Origin of the sequence: Methylovulum miyakonense HT12 (assembly GCF_000384075.1) — a bacterium.
Classification (GTDB): domain Bacteria; phylum Pseudomonadota; class Gammaproteobacteria; order Methylococcales; family Methylomonadaceae; genus Methylovulum; species Methylovulum miyakonense.
The window spans coordinates 3700799-3717123 of the sequence record NZ_KB913025.1 but is presented as its reverse complement, the minus strand read 5'-3'; the positions used below and the strand labels follow the sequence as shown (position 1 = coordinate 3717123).

Here is a 16325-nt window from a genome sequence, read left to right as displayed (position 1 = left end):
GCATCGGCAGAGGGGCAGGAAGCCCCTTCTGCCGATCCCCGACAAAATCGAGGAGCGCAAGGCAAAAGCGGCAATCGGGCCGCCTTTTCTTTGGATACTTTCTTTTGGCGGCGCAAAAGAAAGTATCCCGCTTGTCGGTGCGGAAACCGACTTTAAATAAACTGTCGCGATAGCGACTCTACAGCCCATTTTTCAACAAGACAAAAATGACTGCGTAACATCAGTTACTAAATGAGACTGCCATGAATCATCGTCAAACCCACACTTTTGCTTTACCGTCCGTCGAGAACCCGCAACGCACTTTGGTTGCGGTCAAACGGACAACCATTTTCCTGGCCTTGTTTTTATTGCTGGCGGGTTGCTGGCGCTTAGTGCTTAACCAGAGTGAAGCCAAGGATTTGCAGCAACGCACTATCGCCAGCTTGCCGCGTAGCGTGATTGCCGTGCGTTCGCGTCCCGGCGAAAGCTCGCGCAAAATCGTCTTGCCCGCCAGTTTGCGCGGCAACACGGAAACGCAAATTTATGCGCGTAGCAACGGTTATCTGAGCGCCTGGCACAAGACCATCGGCGACCCGGTCAAAAAAGGCGAGCTGCTGGCGGTGATTGACGTGCCGGAATTGGAAGATGAATTGGCGCAAGGTCGGGCCGCCCAGGCACAGGTTAAAGCCAGGCTGGAACTGGCGAAATCAACCCTGAAACGCTGGACGCTGTTGAACGAAACCGACAGCGTCGTGCAACAGGAGTTTGACGAAAAACGCAGCGCCGTCCTGCAAGCGCAAGCCGATTTGGCGGCCGCCGACGCCAATGTCAAACGCCTGGAGAAAATCGAAGGCTACCGCCGCATCACCGCGCCTTTTTCTGGCGTCATTACCCGCCGGGCGGTCGAATTGGGCGGGCTGATTAACGCCGGTACCCAGGAACTGTTCGCGCTGACGCAAACCGACCCGCTACGCCTGACGGTTTGGGTGCCGCAAGCTTATGCCAACGAAATCAAGGACGGCCAGGAAGTGTCGGTGCGCTTGATTGAAGCCCAAGGCAAAACCCTCGCCGCCCGTATCGACCATGTTTCCGGGGCATTGGACCCCGTCAACCGTTCCCGCCAAGTGGACATTACCCTGCCTAACCCTGACGGCAAACTGTTGCCCGGTTCGTATGCGGAAATCTCGATCAACGTGGTCGGAAAAGCGAACCCTTTAGTGGTGCCTGCCAATGTCTTGGTGATTGATAAGGCGGGGGCGTATGTGGCTGTGGTCAATACCGAAAAGCGCATTGCTTTCCGTCCCGTCAAGTTGGGCCGTGATTTTGGGCGGGAAGTTGAAGTCTTGGAAGGTATCTCGCCGGATGATACCTTGGTGGCTAGCCCGTCGGATTTGTTGGTCGACGGCGAACAGGTGAGTGTCGCCGATGCCCATCAGAAACCGGATAATCTTGCCCGTGTCGCACGGGCGCCCCGCTAAGCGGTTTTTTCCTGCAATCGTCCGTTGGCCAGAACGTGCAGATTGGCAACGTTCCAGTCACTGCAAACACCTTTCATCATCATGCCGGGGATTGTTCACCCAATCACTGACGGGGGTCGCCAGCATTTGGGCATAGGCCTCATTGTTGAGCAGTGGCAAGGCGTGTTGTCCGTCCGTGGCCTTATCCAGCCATGGCCGGTAGTGATCCGGTGAAATAACCACGGGCATCCGTTCATGGATGGGTTGCATGATGCCCGTGGCCTGGGCCGTGATGATCGTGCAGGAATATAACGTGCCTTGTTCGTGCTCCCAATGCTCCCAAAGCCCGGCAAAGGCAAAGGGCTGCTTGTCTTGGCGGTGGATGTTAAACGCTTGCTTGCCGGATTCTGTTTTTGCCCACTCGTAAAATCCGCTGGCGACGACCAGGCAACGCCGCTTATGGAACGCCGCCCGAAACGAGGGCTTTTCGCTGACCGTTTCCGCACGGGCGTTAATCAGGTGGTGGCTGTTCTTGCTGTCTTTAGACCAGGATGGCACTAAGCCCCAGAACAAATTGACCGCTTTTAAGGAGCTATCCTCCAACCCGACGATGGTGAGGATTTTTTGGGCGGGGGTAATGTTGTAGCTAGGCTGGTAGCTTGGCAGTTTCTGCAAGTGAAAATGCCCGATGATGTCATCCGGTTTGGCTATTAAATAAAAACGCCCGCACATGCTTTCTGATTCCTACGGTTGGATGTATCTGGCGAGGAGTGGTTATTACCTACATCTCCTCCGTGCCTCGGCGTATCTTAGCTTGTTACGTTGGATGGTTTGAAATGCAAAAATTTGATCCCGATAGCGCAGGCAGCGCCCACCAAGATATAAGCGTAATTGACAATCAAGCCGGACAGGGTGCCTGGATTATGGTCAACCGCATCACGTAGGCCGGGGGTTACGGTTAAAGTCCAGACCATACAGGGGATCAGATAGGACAGAAAACCTAATCCGGCGGCGGACAAGGGGTTCTTCCCGGTCGCTTCGGCCTTTTTGTAAAACCAATAGGCGATCAGGAAAGCGGTAATTGTGCCAATCATAATAAAACTCCGTGGGCTATGTCAGTAATAGCGGCACAGTATCAAATTGCTTTCTTACACTCAAGCATCGCCCGAGATTGAAGTGCAAAGGGTATACATAGGAACTTATGCACAATAAGCATTGAATGGGGTTTGTCGTAATCAGGGATCCTTGTATGGCCCAAGGATTACGGGATCTGTGACGAAACCACACATCATAGATTATTGTAAATCCCATTTATTACTCATTTGTGTTCCAATGCCCTAACCGCCCATAGGACGTACGGACGGTTGATGTTGGCATATGCCCTGAACGGTCAAGTTTCCGTTTTTTATCATCTCCCTTTGAAAAAGCGCCCAAAGTGCAAAAAATCTCCCCTAACCCCTCTTTTTCAAAGAGGGGGGACTCAATTGGTTTTTTTGAAACCAACAATAGAACTCTCATACAAAAACCGAAAACCTGACCGTTTGAAATAAATGTGCCTATATGGCGTTAAAATGCGCTTCCGTATTTTACGAAGCGTCAGCACCCGATCTTAAGCCGCCAGCGCCAATCGCAACAGGCCTAGACGTGTCGGGTTTCGATAGCGAAGAATTCTCCCTGAACGAATAGCTCAAAAGGCATGCCTTCAAGAAGCATGGTAGGGCTGTCACGCGAGTGGTGTTGCATGCAGGGAACGTGATTGGCTACTATAGCCTACATACGGCTTCCTGGAATCACCAGCCGGTGGCGCTCATGATGGCGCTGGAAACCGTCCGTGCCATTTTGGCCGAACCTGACTGACAGCCACCAGAGCCAATCCCAAATATATTTTTCTGTTTTCATTATTCATGAATATCATCCATGGCATTTGGTTGCCACAAGCTACCCAAGATTTTATCCAATCCGGCGCATTTTATCTGTGGGTAGAAAGCGACGAAGTCCGCATCAAGGTTTCTGACGCAGTGCATCCTCAGCATTTAACAGAAAAAGCCTGCCTGGCTTATTTATCAACCGAATTGGCGGTGGCTGGCATCAAGCCAAATCTGGGGACAATGGTGCCGCTGTTATTGCCCACTTACGCGGGCAAACCTTTGCCTTCCCCTGAATTGCAGGCTGTCGATATCGAAGGCGAGGTCATTTTGCAAACGTGGCAGGTTTACGCTTATCTCTTGTCTAGTCCGCTTAAGACCATCAACAACATCCATTTCTTGTCCTGTTACCAAGTCAGCAATGTCCGGCTCGGTAGTGATTTTGTGTTTTGGTATTGGTTTAGCCAGTCCCTGAAACAATTTCTTGCCAAAGACCAATACCTGCCGATGTTACTGAGCCAAAAATCGGGCAAAAACATCAGCTTTTATCGGCGTTGGCAAATCGTGTCCAGCGGCTACGAAAGCCTGATCCAAAGGGCGCTTGCTTCCATGCCGCTGGTTTGCAGCCAGCACTACCAAGCCGAATCGGTGTTGAGGCATGTTGCCGAGGTGCTGGTGGACGACACACTGGCGGCTGCCGCCAAGGATATGCCGGACGTGTTCGTGAAAAAAGTCCGTGATGACTTCTTGGAAACGATATTGTTTCATAAACTAACCGAGGGAAGCATCAGGACATGCCTGCAAGTGCCGGATGAATTTATTGCTTGGCGGCAATGGCAACAAAAACTGCTGGGGACACCATCGCACAATGCCTTGCAATTAGGTTTGCAATTATTGGAAGCTCCCGCCGAACGCGTTGACCAATGGCGCTTGGCGTTCTTTTTGTCCTCGCAGCAAGACCCGTCGCTGAAAATCGATTTGGCGGATTTTTGGGCGCAGAAAAGCCATTTCTGCCAATTATTGCAACAAGCTTCCGGGGCAACGGTTGAACAACAGATATTGGTCAATTTGGCGCAAGCCGCCCGTATCTATCCCAAACTCTGGCAAGGCATGGAAGGCAGCAAACCGGACAGTGTGCAACTGAGTTTGGATGAAACGTTTGAATTCCTACAAGAAAGTGCCTGGCTACTGGAAGATGCAGGATTTAAAGTCATTATCCCGGCTTGGCTCACGCCCAAAGGCCGCCGCCGCGCCAAGATCCGGCTGCGTACCGGGAAAAGCACAGCCAAACCCGCGGCGGCAAAAGGCTATTTTTCCATGGACACCCTGACCGACTACCAGTACGAGCTGGCCTTGGGCGATGAAACCCTAAGCCCCGAAGAATGGCAACAATTGGTCGAGGCCAAAGCGCCGCTGGTGTATTTCCGTGGCCAATGGATGCAATTGGATAGGGATTCCATGCAGGAGATGCTGGCGTTTATGCAGCAGCCCCAGGATAGGCCGGATTGGGCTATGCAGGATTTGCTGAAAAAGCTGGCGGAAGAAGCCGATAGTTTTGAATTGGATGTCCACGACAGCTTGGCGCAAATGCTGGCGAAATTGTCCGACACCAGCCAGTTGGAGCTGATAGACAATCCGGCAATGCTCAACGCCCAGTTGCGCGATTATCAAAAACGCGGCGTGGCGTGGTTGCGTTATCTGGAACGTTTGGGGCTGAACGGCTGCTTGGCGGATGACATGGGTTTGGGGAAAACCATGCAAGTCATTAGCCTATTATTGTTAGAGCGCGAGCAAGACCAAGATAAGCCCGCGCCGACCCTGCTGATCGCCCCCACCTCGGTGATCGGCAATTGGCAGAAAGAACTGGAAAAATTCGCCCCGCAATTGACCGCCTTGATCCACCACGGCAGCCGCCGCGAACAAAATGTCGCCACTTTCACCGAACTGTGCGGGCGGCACGACGTGCTGATCACCTCGTACACCTTGGCCCGCAAAGACAACAAACTGCTGGAAGCACAGATCTGGCGGCGGATTGTTTTGGACGAAGCGCAAAACATCAAAAACCCCACCGCCGCGCAAACCAAAGCCATCTTAAAATTGCCCGCCGAGTCGCGTCTGGCCTTGACGGGTACGCCCGTGGAAAACCGCCTGATGGATTTATGGTCGATTTTCAACTTCCTAAACCCCGGCTATTTAGGCAAACAGGCGCAGTTCCGTAAAACCTATGAGTTGCCCGTGCAGCGTGACAATGACCCTGTCCAATCGGCGATACTGAAACGGCTAATCCAGCCGTTTATCTTGCGGCGTTTAAAAACCGACAAGAACATCATCAAAGACTTGCCGGACAAAATCGACAACAAAATTTACTGCAACCTCAGCAAGGAACAGGCTTCCTTGTATGAAGTGGTGGTGCAGGACGTGGTCAAACAACTGGAAGAAGCCGAAGGCATCCAACGCCAGGGCTTGATGCTGTCCACCTTGATGAAACTGAAACAAATCTGCAACCATCCGATGCAGTTTTTACAGGACGGCAGCGCATTCACACCGGAGCGTTCGCATAAGCTGGAGCGCATCGGCGACATGCTGGAAGAAGCGCTGGCGGAAGGCGACAGCGTCCTGGTGTTTACCCAATTCACCGAAATCGGCGAGCATCTGAACCGTTACCTAAGCCGCGACAAACACTATAAAACCTACTATCTGCACGGCGGTACGCAACGCAGCAAACGCGAACAGATGATCGCCGACTTCCAAAATCCAGACACCGGGTCTGCGGTGTTTATCTTGTCGCTGAAAGCGGGCGGGGTGGGCATCACCTTGACACGGGCCAACCATGTCTTCCATTTTGACCGCTGGTGGAACCCCGCCGTCGAAAACCAGGCCACAGACCGCGCCTTCCGTATCGGCCAGCAAAAAAATGTCTTCGTGCATAAATTCATCACCTTGGGGACGCTGGAAGAACGCATCGACCAAATGATCAGCGACAAACAAAAAGTGGCGGACAGCATCGTCGGTAATGACGAAAGCTGGCTGACCAAACTCGACAACCGGGCGTTTAAAGAACTGATCGCCCTCAACAAACACAGCATTATGGAAGACTGACATGGGCAAAGCCGCAAAAACCTGGTGGGGACAAAAGTTTATCGCCGCGTTGGAAGATTTTACCGACAGCGGACGTTTGCAGCGCGGGCGTTCCTATTCCACCGACAACCGGATCAAGCACTGGCGGGTGTACGACGGAAAAGTCGAGGCCAACATACGCGGCAACGTCAATCCCTATTTTGGCGTGTATAAGGAGCCGACCTATAAAGTCAGCGTGCAACTGGGGCATTTGAGCGACGCGCAATGGCAAACCATCATCCAAAAACTCACGCAACGGGCGAGCTTTATCGCCAAATTGTTATTGGACGAAATCCCCGAAAACATCGAAACCGTGTTTGCCGAGACGGGCGTACATTTATTGCCGAACAGCTATAAAGATTTTAAGGTGGCATGCGATTGCCCCGATTATGAAGTGCCGTGCAAGCATATTGCCGGAGTCTGTTACCGGCTGGCGGGGGCGTTTGATCAAGACCCGTTTTTGCTGTTTGAAATGCGCGGCCTGGCACCGGAAAAGTTGGTTCAGGAACTGGCAAAATCGCCTTTGGGCAAGGTCTTAAGCGATGCTAAAAGTGGTACGGAGGCAGGGCTGGTTCCTGTGGACAGTTATTACACCCGTCCCATCCCCGCTGATCTTCCCCAATCCATGGCTGCCAAACATTTCTGGCAAGGCCGACAGCCGTTACCGGGCAGCATAGAACCCGCCCAAGCCGCCATTATCCCGGCCATGCTGGTCAAAAAAGGCGGCGATTTCCCGGGCTTTTGGCAAAAACAAAGCTCGTTTATTGACGTGATGGAGGATTTTTATCTTAGGATGCGCAAGGGTGTTTTGAAAAACGTGTGATTTTCCGGATGGCCACGATGTTGGTTTCGAGTTTGCCGTTCGCGCGCGATGACGCGGCGTCCGAACCCGGCGTCATGGTTGACCTGCCCATGCCCGCCCTGGTTATGCTGGAGCGGGAACTGGCAGAAAGCATCGTGATCACCGAAGAAAAGCAATCTTCCGAAGAGAAATACCAGGGCAAGCAGCACCGGAAAAGCCAACAAATTGCCTTGTTACCGGAACCGGGGCCAACCCGCCATACCAGCGAGGGATTGCGGCACGAGGCCACGCGGTGGCGGGAGGGTGAGGGCAGGGAGGATGCCAGCGTTTTAAAGTGAAGGTCAAGAAAAATTGATGGTAGGCCAGTTCGGGTGGCAGTTGCCGCCCGAACTGGTTAGTTTTGTATTGCGTTATGTTTCAATCACTTGAATGCCTGTCGGAAGGGAAAATATTTTAGTTATTATCCCCGGGCAATACTATTGGCCCAATCAGGGGCGTTCCCGCTAGCCACCCTCAGCCCACCGTGGCCAGGTTGGCGTTCACGGCCACGTTGGTGGCATCCAGGTTGGGCTGGTCGGTGACAGGCACCTGGAAGGAGAGCGAAACGCCGGGGCGGAACACCAGGCAATGGGTGGAGCCGCCAAAATGGAACATGCCCAATTGGTCGCCCCGGCTGACGGTATCACCTACGTTGACGGTGATTTCGCTGCTGGACACTTCTGCCATACCCACCGCCACGAAAGCCATCAGGCCGATACCGGGGTCGTTGGCCTCGATGAAAATGACCGCCCGTGTCGCCACCGAGGTGATAAACGGTTGTGACGCATTGGGCGCGGAAGGGTCAGGATCAGGGCTATTCACGCCCTCGGCCATATTCTCCAGGTAGTAAGCCCCGTTGACCACAAAAGCCTGTTTGATGACCCCGTCCACGGGGCTGTGCCAGCGGTGGTAACTAAGCGCGCTCAGAAACGCCTGGTACACCGAGCCGCCGTCAAACTGGCTGGTCAACGGGTCGAAATTGAGCATGTTTTCAAGGGAGTAAGGCTGCCCTTTCAGCCAAAATTGGTCGCTCAGTTTTACGCCAGTATTGTATTGTAACGGTGCCGACTCACAGGCGCTCACCAGCACGGTGTCACCCAAGGGGCGTATGCCCGGTTGGAACTCGCGGACAAAGAACTGGTCCCACGAGGTGAAGCCCAGGTATACGGGGTCGTAGGGGTCGGGCACTTGGAAAATGTCTTCGAAAGTGTAATTCTTGCAGTCAGGGTTGTTGCTGGGTTGGCAGGCCACGGCCACTATCTGTTGCTTGGCCTGTGGGCTCAGCCATGCGATCGAGGGCGGGTCAGTGTCGGGGGTGCCATAAGCCAAGACATAACGGGAAGCCTCGGTGGTCAAAAACTGTCCCCAGTATTGGAGGACTTTTTGGAGTTGGCGGTTAAACAGGTCGGATGAAAATACCGAATAGCCGGCGGTGGTGCCCATAGGCCAATCCAAAACGGCATTGATGGGGAAACCGACCAGGCCTTGCGCATCCCCGTGGCTATCCACGATAAATTCCGGGGCGGTGGTCATGATATTGTTGAGCACCCCCAGAAATTGCGGCCAACTGGTCAGGGCAGGGGCGCCGGTAGGGTCGTTTGGGTCGTATATGTAGGCTTCGGTAAACATGGCTTGGGTGGACGCATTCAGGCTAAACGTGCTGGCCACCAAGTTCTGCAAGTCTTGGATAGGCTGCACATAATCTGAAGGCTCGGCCACTGGTTTGGCCAATAAATTGGCGACCCATTTGCGGAGCACTTCGGGGTTGGATGGTAGCCATCCCCCTATGCGGCGTTTGTTGGCTCTTATCATGGTTTTCTCCTGGTTCTGGTTGACGTATAGGGATTCACGGGATGGGCAAGGACAGCCTACCCGGGGGTTAAAACAGGCCTTAAACGGACTCTGACGATTGGATCGCCCCTTTTAGCCAATTTGTCGGGCCGAGAATGGGAAAAAGTATAAGAAAAACGTGGTGCCCCTAAAATGAACTATGACCTCCCCAAACGTGAGTTTTTCACTTAATATAGCCATATAAGCCCTAATATCATGAAATAACTCACTAAATTTAATGACGATTTTCTAGGGACGGGCAAAAAAGAAGCGCTTTTTAGCTTTTGATGGTGGCTCTATCTTAAACAGGCGGCAAAGGCTGCCAGAAAACCGCCAGCCAGGCACTCACAGTCTGGGTTTAGGTCAATCGGGCGGGCGCGGTCACAAATTTTCCAAGTTTGAGGGTAAGGTAAGGCTCCGTGCGCCTCGGCAGCTGCTCCCCTCTGGTCCTCCCTAGGCCGCCCTTGTGGCGGCATCCTTGCAGCCGTTGCACCCGTGACACTTTTAAAACACGTTCTGAGCCAAAACCCCGGTTAACGCGGGTCATCCCAAGCAGCCGCCTGCGCATCCGTTTGACACCCATGCGTCCTTTTGGAGTTTGCCTGATCATGTTCAAGGCCGCCTGGCGGATGATACGGAATACCGTGAAATTACGAAATATCGTAATTTTAGTCACCTTGATTATGCCTGGTAATTTCTGGTATTTTTAATAACTTATTGATTTTATTAATTTTTATGTAATTGGCAAGGGATTTGCAAAATACCGGTTAACAACCTGTAAGCAATACCCAAGGAGATTCCGGGTCATGAAACCTATCCCCAACCGCCAAACCAGCGTCGCCGCCAGCACGCACGGAATACGCTTGCCTGTAACCCCATTGGTTACGGGAGCCCTATCATGAGCCTTGATGACGATAACACCCGCGCCGCTTGGGCGCCGTTGACCCACGACAGCCTGAATGCGGAGCTGGCTGGTAAAAGCTCGCTGGGCGCCAGCCAGTTTGTCTTGCTGAATTTCGCCTTGCTGCTCGGCAATGTGCTGGTGCTGTTCAATACCGGGGCGTTTGCGTCGATCAGCCTGCATGCCACTGGCGAATTGGGCGTAAGCCCTAGCCATGCATCCTGGATCCAGACCTATTATTTCATCAGCCTGGCTATTGCGTTGCCGGTCAGTGCCTGGCTGGCGGCGCGTTTCGGTGAAGTGCGTTGGTATCTGATTGCGATGCTGGCGATGGCCTTGGGTTCGCTGCTGTGCTCGCTGGCCCATGATCTGACCTGGTTTTTGCTGGGCCGAGCCTTGCAAGGTTTTTTCGGCGGGCTGACGATACCGCTATCGCAGACCTTGCTGTTGCGCGAATACCCCGAATCGAAAAAAGCTTTTGGCATCTCGCTGTGGAGCATGGCGGCGCTCAGCCCGTTTACGTTGGGGCCTTTGCTAGGCGGTTGGATTGCCGATAACTTAGGATGGCATTGGCTGTTTTATTTGAATGTGCCATTGCCGCTGTTATCGGCGGCGCTGGTTTGGGCGTTGCTGTCCGACCGGGTTTCGGTGCGCAGCTTGCGGCCGTTCGACACGATGGGTTTTGTGTTGCTGGCGATTGCCTTGGCCTGTTTGCAAACGGCACTGAACCAAGGGCAGGATGAAGACTGGTACAACTCGGCGTTCATCGTGTCGCTGGCGATTGCCGGGGTTTTGGCCTTGGTTTATTTCATCATCTGGGAGCTGGGCGAGCGTTACCCGCTGCTGAACCTGCGCCTGTTCGCCCGCCGCAATTTCGCCATTGGCACCATCGGCCTGAGCGTGAGCTTTTTGTTGATGTACGGCCTGCTTTCCGTGCTGCTGGTGCGTTTGCAATCGGTGTCCGGTTACACGTCTTTTCTGGCGGGTGCGGTGTTGGTGCCATTGCTGTTTTTTGCCAAGCCGATGGCGGGCTTTTTTCACCTGATCGTGCACCGCTACGATGCACGCTTGCTGGTCTGCCTGAATATGCTTAGCTTCGCGTTGTTTTGCTATATGACCAGCACCTATGACTTTTTTCAGCGCAACAGTTGGTTTACCCATACCTTGTGGTCGCAGGTTTTGGAAGGCTTTTGCTTAGGAGGATTGTTTGTGCCAATGACAACGCTGTTTTTGTCCGGACTTAACGCCAAACGCCAAACCCAGGCCGTGGAATTGGGCGGGATACTGCGCATATTGGGTGGCAGTGTAGCGTCGCCGCTGCTGGGCGTGCTTTGGGAGCGGCGCACCGCTTTCCATCAAAGCCATATCGTCCAAACCCTGGGCACTTACGATGCTTTGGGTAGGGAGGCGCTTACCAGCCTGGACACCGCAGGTTTCCATGGCCAGCTTACCATCGCTAGGCTGGCGCAAGCCGCCAATCAACATGCCGCCATCCTGGGATTGGATGATGCCTTCCGTCTCTCGGCTTGGATATTCTTGGGCTTGGCCACCTGGGTCTGGTTTGCCTACCCGGTAAAACCAATAACCAAAATGGGCAAAAAAGAAAGGCTGCGCGAAAATGCCCTGGAAAGCCTGGTGGAGGAGCCATGATGAACCGCATTAACCATCGAAAATGCATCCTGCCGCTGCTAGCGTCAACGTTACTGATGAACGGCTGTGCGTGGTTGCCTCAAGAAGGCGTACGGGAAAAATTGATGGCCATGCCCGGCATGGCGCAGACCTTAACGTCGGGCCAGGATGCTGAAAAATGGGTGCAGGCATGGCCCGGGGCGCAGTGGTGGAAAGAATTCCACAACCCGGAACTGGATCGTTTGGTGAGCACCGCCTTGCAAGGCAGCCCCACGTTAAAGGCCGCCAGCGCCAGGGTGGGACAGGCGCAGGCGATGGCGGATTATCAGGCGGCGGAGCTATTGCCCAGTATTGGCGCCAATGCAGATTTCCATACGCGGCATTTTTCCGGGAAAGACTTTTACGGCCCGGCTGGGGACCATACGTTTACCGGGGCTTATATTGACCCTTTCATCTTCCGTTACCACCTGGATTTATGGGGCAAGGATAAGGCGGCTTTGGAATCGGCGGTGGGCAAGGAGCGGGCGCAAGTGGCGGAACTGGCGGTGGCCCGGCTGTTATTGGGCACCAGTCTGGCACGCGGTTATTTTCGTTTATGCGCGGCAGAAGAAGAGGCCAAATTAAGCCAAACCTTGATTGCCAACGCCGGACGGCAGCTACGTTTGGCCAGACAACGGTTTGATAGTGGCTTAGACAGCCTGGACCCTGTTTATGCCAACGAACAGAAACTGGAGGCCTTGCGTCAGCGTGAAGCCAGTTTACAGGCCGAAGCCCAGATCCTGCGTAACCGTTTGGCGGCATTGGCAGGGCAGGGGGCGGACTGGGGCAAAACGATTGCGGTTTCACCCGCCCGCTATGAAGGGCAATTCCCTTTGCCAAAAAACTTGGCTTTAGGGTTGCTGGCGCACCGGCCGGATGTGGCGGCGGCATTATGGCGGGTGGAAGCCGCCGCACAAACGGTGAAAGTCGCCAAGACCCATTTTTACCCTGATGTCAATTTGGTTGGGTTTACCGGTTTGCGCAGCTTGAATTTGAAAGATTTGGTGGCGTCGCAAGGTGCGAGTGCCGCGTATTCCATCGGGCCGACCATCACCTTGCCAATCTTTGAAGGCGGACGTTTGGAAGCCGGGCTTGCGAATGGACAGGCCGGTTACGACAGTGCCGTGGCCAGTTACAACAGCACCTTGTTGGCTGCGGTGCAACAAGTCGCCGACGCGCTTGCCCGCTGGCGGGAAAGCCAACACCATGATGAAGCCCAAGAAAGCGCGGTGCATGCGGCGCAAGAACACGCCAAACTGGCGGCGACACGCTATCAGGCTGGCCTTAGCAGCCGCGACGGCGAGCTTGATGCGGATGCCGGGTTACTTGAACAACGCCTTAAACTCAGCCAGCTTGAGGCCGGGCATCTCCAGTCTGCGGTCGGTTTGATCGAAGCCTTGGGGGGTGGATATGAAAATAGGGCAGGAGGTAAACAACCATGATGGACACTGTAAAAAAATCTAGGCACCGGTTCAAAAACATCGCTAATTTACTGGGCGATAAAGCAGGCGGGCAGCTGCGGCAATGGCGGTACCGGCGTAACCGCCGCCTGTTGTCGGTGACCTTGTCCGCCGTTTTAGTCGGGGTGGTTTATTGGGCTTACTGGCAGCGCCATGCCAGCCATTTCGTGACCACCAACGATGCTTATGTGATTGGCAATCTGGTCGCGCTCAAAGCGCAGACTAGCGGTACGGTGGTTGATGTGCGCGTGGACACCACCCAATATGCGCATAAGGGCGAGGTGTTGGTGCGCCTTGATGGTTTGGCGGCAAAGGTCGCCCTGGAGCAGGCCGAGGCTAATCTCGCCGAAACCGTGCGTCAGGTCGAAACGCTGTCCAGCACCGCCGAGAGGTTGCGCCAAAAAATCGCCGCCCAAGAAGCGCCATTGGGGCGGACACGCCGGGATTTGCTGCGTTACCGAAGCGTTGCGCAAGAGGGCGCCGTGTCCGCCCAGCAAATAGAAAACACCGAATTTACGGTGCGTGAACTGGAAGCCGGCATCCGGCAAACCCGCGCCGAATTGGGCGGGGCAGAAGCTTTGATACACGGCGTCGCCTTGGAACACAACCCAAAAGTGCTGCAGGCCGCCAGCGCACTTAAGCAAGCCTACCTGGATAAGGTCAGGCAAAATATCGTTGCCCCCGTGTCCGGGTACATCGCCAAGCGCCATATCCAGCCCGGCGAACAGGTGCATCCTGACACGCCATTATTGGCGATAGTGCCTTTGGATTATTTATGGATAGAGGCCAATTTTCTGGAAGACGAATTGACGGAGGTGCAACCTGGACAGGCGGCGGAAATCACCGTTGATTTGTATGGTTCCGAGATTGTCTACCATGGTGAGGTGTTGGGCATAGGCGCGGGTACGGGCAGCGTGTTTGGTTTGCTGCCGCCCGATAATGCGACGGGGAATTACATCCACATCACCGAACGGGTGCCGGTCAGGATTAGCCTGAGGCCGGAGGAGTTGAAAGCCCATCCATTACGGCCCGGATTGTCGGCGGTCGCCCGCATTGACACCCGCCAAAAGGGGCGTTCGGTTTTGCAACCTTTTACAGCCACGCCGCCGGAATCCTACCGCACCGACGTTTATGATACACAGCTTGACGGGGCCGAGGCCTTGGTTGATAAGATTGTGAAGGGCAACCGCGCAATGGCACGGGCACCGGTTTGACGCCAAGCCACTTTTATGGGGCTTGCAAAAGGTAAGGTTATTCCGCCCCGGCCCTGCAACATACATGGGGGAAAATTGGGGGACATACCCTTTGTAAATTGGCTTTCTGCAAACCCTATCGCCTTTCCGCTTCAGTTAAGCCGTTGAAACACTAATCAGGCCGAGCTTTAGTGCGGCGATGTTTTTCCTAAGCGGGTTAACAGGGTTTCCAGCGCATCACCCTTTTCAGTGCTGACGGTGATGGCATCGTCCTGTTCCTCCCCCTGTAGCGGTTCCGCCGTCAGCCGCTGTTGCTGCAAGACCGCCACCGTCGCCTCCGAAGCGTCATGCTGCCGTTGCCCGATGCGTCTGCCCAAGGTTTTGTCGGACGCTTGGACATCAATGATAAAAAAGGGGATTTGGCAGTCTTCGGCAAGTTGCCGGAACAAGCCCCGTTGTTCCTGCTTCAGGAAGGCCGCATCGACAATGACCGGAAAACCCGCCTCAAGCGCCATCCTGGCCAGCCCGCACAAATGCCGGTAAGTTTGTTGGCTGGCTTCCTGGGTGTAAACGCCACCGCCAAGCCCGCTACCAGTAGGGGCCTGGGCGGCATAGCCGAACAGCCGCTTGCGTTCAATGTCCGAACGTATCTGTAAGCCGCCGATTTGTTCGGCCAATTGGCAAGCCAGCGTGGATTTTCCTGAACCTGAAAAACCGTGGGTGATGGCCAGCACGGTCTGTCCCGTTTGGGTAAAGCGCTCGGCCAAGTTGGCAAAAATGCCATATTCGGAACGGATTTGGGCATAAACATCGGCGTCCCGGTTTTGGTCCGCCCGCAGCAAAGCGATTTTAGCCCGCACCAATGCCCGGTAAACCAAGTAGTAGCGCAATAAGCCTAGCCCTTGGTAATCGCCAGTCTCCTGGAGATAGCGGTTGAGAAAACGGTAGGCATAAGCTTCATAACCAAAACGCAGCAAATCGTTCATCAGAAAGGCCACTTCGCTCATGACGTCAATCCAGCGCAGCATCGGGTTGAACTCAATACAGTCAAATAGGACGGCTTGGCCGTCGATCAGGGTCATATTGCCTAAATGCAAATCGCCGTGGCATTCGCGCACAAAGCCTTGTTGCTTGCGTTGTTGCATCAGCGGGGATTTGTTGGCCCATTCGTCGCCACCCCAGGATTCGATGGTTTCCAATTGTTGCAACTGGTGCGTATCCTCCAGTAAAGGCCGGATACCGTCGAAATTCTCGACAAACCAATACTTGATTTCCTGGCCGTCACCGTAAGGGGACTGCCCGTCGGTTTTGGCAACCGTCTTATGGAAATTGGCAATCAGGCGGGTGATCTGGTCAATTTCATCACTTTTTAACTGGCCACGCTCGGCTGGCTCACGCAAGGTCTGCGCCGAAGGGAATTGCCGCATTTTGACGGCATATTCGATGGCCTCGCCTGAGCCGGCCATTTTAGGATGGTCGGGGGAGCCTGTTATCGGCACCACCCCAAGATACCAGTATGCCGCTAGGCGTTGGTTCAGCCTTACTTCCTCATGACAAAAAAACTGGCGTTTTTCTAAGGTGGAAAAATCCAGGAACCCGAAATTGACCGGCTTTTTGATTTTGTAGGCGTATTGCCCGGTCAGCAAGACCCAGGAAATATGGGTTTCAATCAGATGGATAGGGCCGGTCGGGTGGGGATAAGTTCCCGCTTCGCAAAGGGCTTGAATCAAAGTAAAACTAGAGTCCTGTATGCGGTTTGTGTCGTTCGCTGTCATTTGCTTCTGAAACCATAGGTATCCACGCGGATCCTGATTGCAACATAAGCCACGGTGATTTTCAACTGGGAACCTAATTTTAAATGTTAGAAAAACCTGGCTTAATAACATCTAAATTAATGATAGCGGCTCATTTTGACATCATGTAAACGGTTACTACTCCCCAAATGATGCGGCTTTGAGCGAAAGCCACAATCCGTATTAAATAAGGCTTTGCGCCGAAAAAAAACGCTTCAACC

General features: G+C 53.9%; 12 protein-coding genes. 7 read left to right on the top strand and 5 right to left on the bottom strand.

Annotated elements, in window-relative coordinates:
* Positions 1–242: 242 nt before the first annotated feature.
* A complete protein-coding gene (locus tag METMI_RS0118280; RefSeq protein ID WP_019867751.1) occupies positions 243–1457 on the top strand; it encodes an efflux RND transporter periplasmic adaptor subunit in 1215 nt (404 codons plus the stop codon).
* 57 nt (positions 1458–1514) lie between these two features.
* Here the strand turns inward: METMI_RS0118280 and METMI_RS0118275 are convergent, their stop codons facing one another.
* From METMI_RS0118275 to METMI_RS28205, 3 genes are all read right to left on the bottom strand, one after another.
* Positions 1515–2168: an SOS response-associated peptidase gene (locus METMI_RS0118275; RefSeq protein ID WP_019867750.1), complete on the bottom strand. Its 654-nt coding sequence runs from the start codon at positions 2166–2168 to the stop codon at positions 1515–1517.
* A gap of 77 nt (positions 2169–2245) precedes the next feature.
* Entirely contained in the window at positions 2246–2530 is a 285-nt protein-coding gene (locus tag METMI_RS0118270; RefSeq protein ID WP_019867749.1) for a hypothetical protein, read from the bottom strand.
* A gap of 676 nt (positions 2531–3206) precedes the next feature.
* Complete coding sequence (locus METMI_RS28205) at positions 3207–3335, bottom strand: hypothetical protein (protein WP_269634464.1); 129 nt, start codon at positions 3333–3335, stop codon at positions 3207–3209.
* Positions 3336–3340: 5 nt separating this feature from the next.
* On the opposite strand from METMI_RS28205, the gene METMI_RS0118260 reads away from it, so the two are divergent.
* From METMI_RS0118260 to METMI_RS0118250, 3 genes are read left to right on the top strand one after another with little or no spacing between them, the layout of a single operon-like run.
* On the top strand, positions 3341–6400 hold the full coding sequence (locus METMI_RS0118260; RefSeq protein ID WP_019867747.1) for a DEAD/DEAH box helicase: 3060 nt from the start codon (positions 3341–3343) through the stop codon (positions 6398–6400).
* Between the two features lies 1 nt (position 6401).
* Positions 6402–7241, top strand: a complete 840-nt coding sequence (locus METMI_RS0118255; RefSeq protein WP_019867746.1) for an SWIM zinc finger family protein — start codon at positions 6402–6404, stop codon at positions 7239–7241.
* A 17-nt stretch (positions 7242–7258) separates the two neighbouring features.
* Entirely contained in the window at positions 7259–7558 is a 300-nt protein-coding gene (locus tag METMI_RS0118250; protein ID WP_156829891.1) for a hypothetical protein, read from the top strand.
* A gap of 175 nt (positions 7559–7733) precedes the next feature.
* On the opposite strand, the gene METMI_RS0118245 is transcribed toward METMI_RS0118250, so the two are convergent.
* Entirely contained in the window at positions 7734–9071 is a 1338-nt protein-coding gene (locus METMI_RS0118245; protein WP_019867744.1) for a phosphatidylserine decarboxylase family protein, read from the bottom strand.
* Positions 9072–9987: 916 nt separating this feature from the next.
* Here METMI_RS0118245 and METMI_RS0118235 point away from each other — a divergent pair.
* Genes METMI_RS0118235 through METMI_RS0118225 form a run of 3 tightly spaced genes read left to right on the top strand, consistent with a single transcriptional unit; the run spans position 9988 to position 14332 of the window.
* Positions 9988–11640 (top strand): DHA2 family efflux MFS transporter permease subunit, encoded by a 1653-nt coding sequence (locus METMI_RS0118235; RefSeq protein ID WP_019867742.1) that lies wholly within the window; start codon positions 9988–9990, stop codon positions 11638–11640.
* Positions 11637–13100: an efflux transporter outer membrane subunit gene (locus METMI_RS0118230; protein ID WP_232215251.1), complete on the top strand. Its 1464-nt coding sequence runs from the start codon at positions 11637–11639 to the stop codon at positions 13098–13100. The genes METMI_RS0118235 and METMI_RS0118230 overlap by 4 nt, the downstream gene beginning before the upstream one ends.
* On the top strand, positions 13097–14332 hold the full coding sequence (locus METMI_RS0118225; protein WP_019867740.1) for an HlyD family efflux transporter periplasmic adaptor subunit: 1236 nt from the start codon (positions 13097–13099) through the stop codon (positions 14330–14332). Before METMI_RS0118230 ends, METMI_RS0118225 begins: the two co-directional genes overlap by 4 nt.
* Positions 14333–14499: 167 nt before the next feature.
* On the opposite strand, the gene METMI_RS0118220 is transcribed toward METMI_RS0118225, so the two are convergent.
* Entirely contained in the window at positions 14500–16086 is a 1587-nt protein-coding gene (locus METMI_RS0118220) for a bifunctional aminoglycoside phosphotransferase/ATP-binding protein (protein ID WP_019867739.1), read from the bottom strand.
* Positions 16087–16325: the final 239 nt, after the last annotated feature.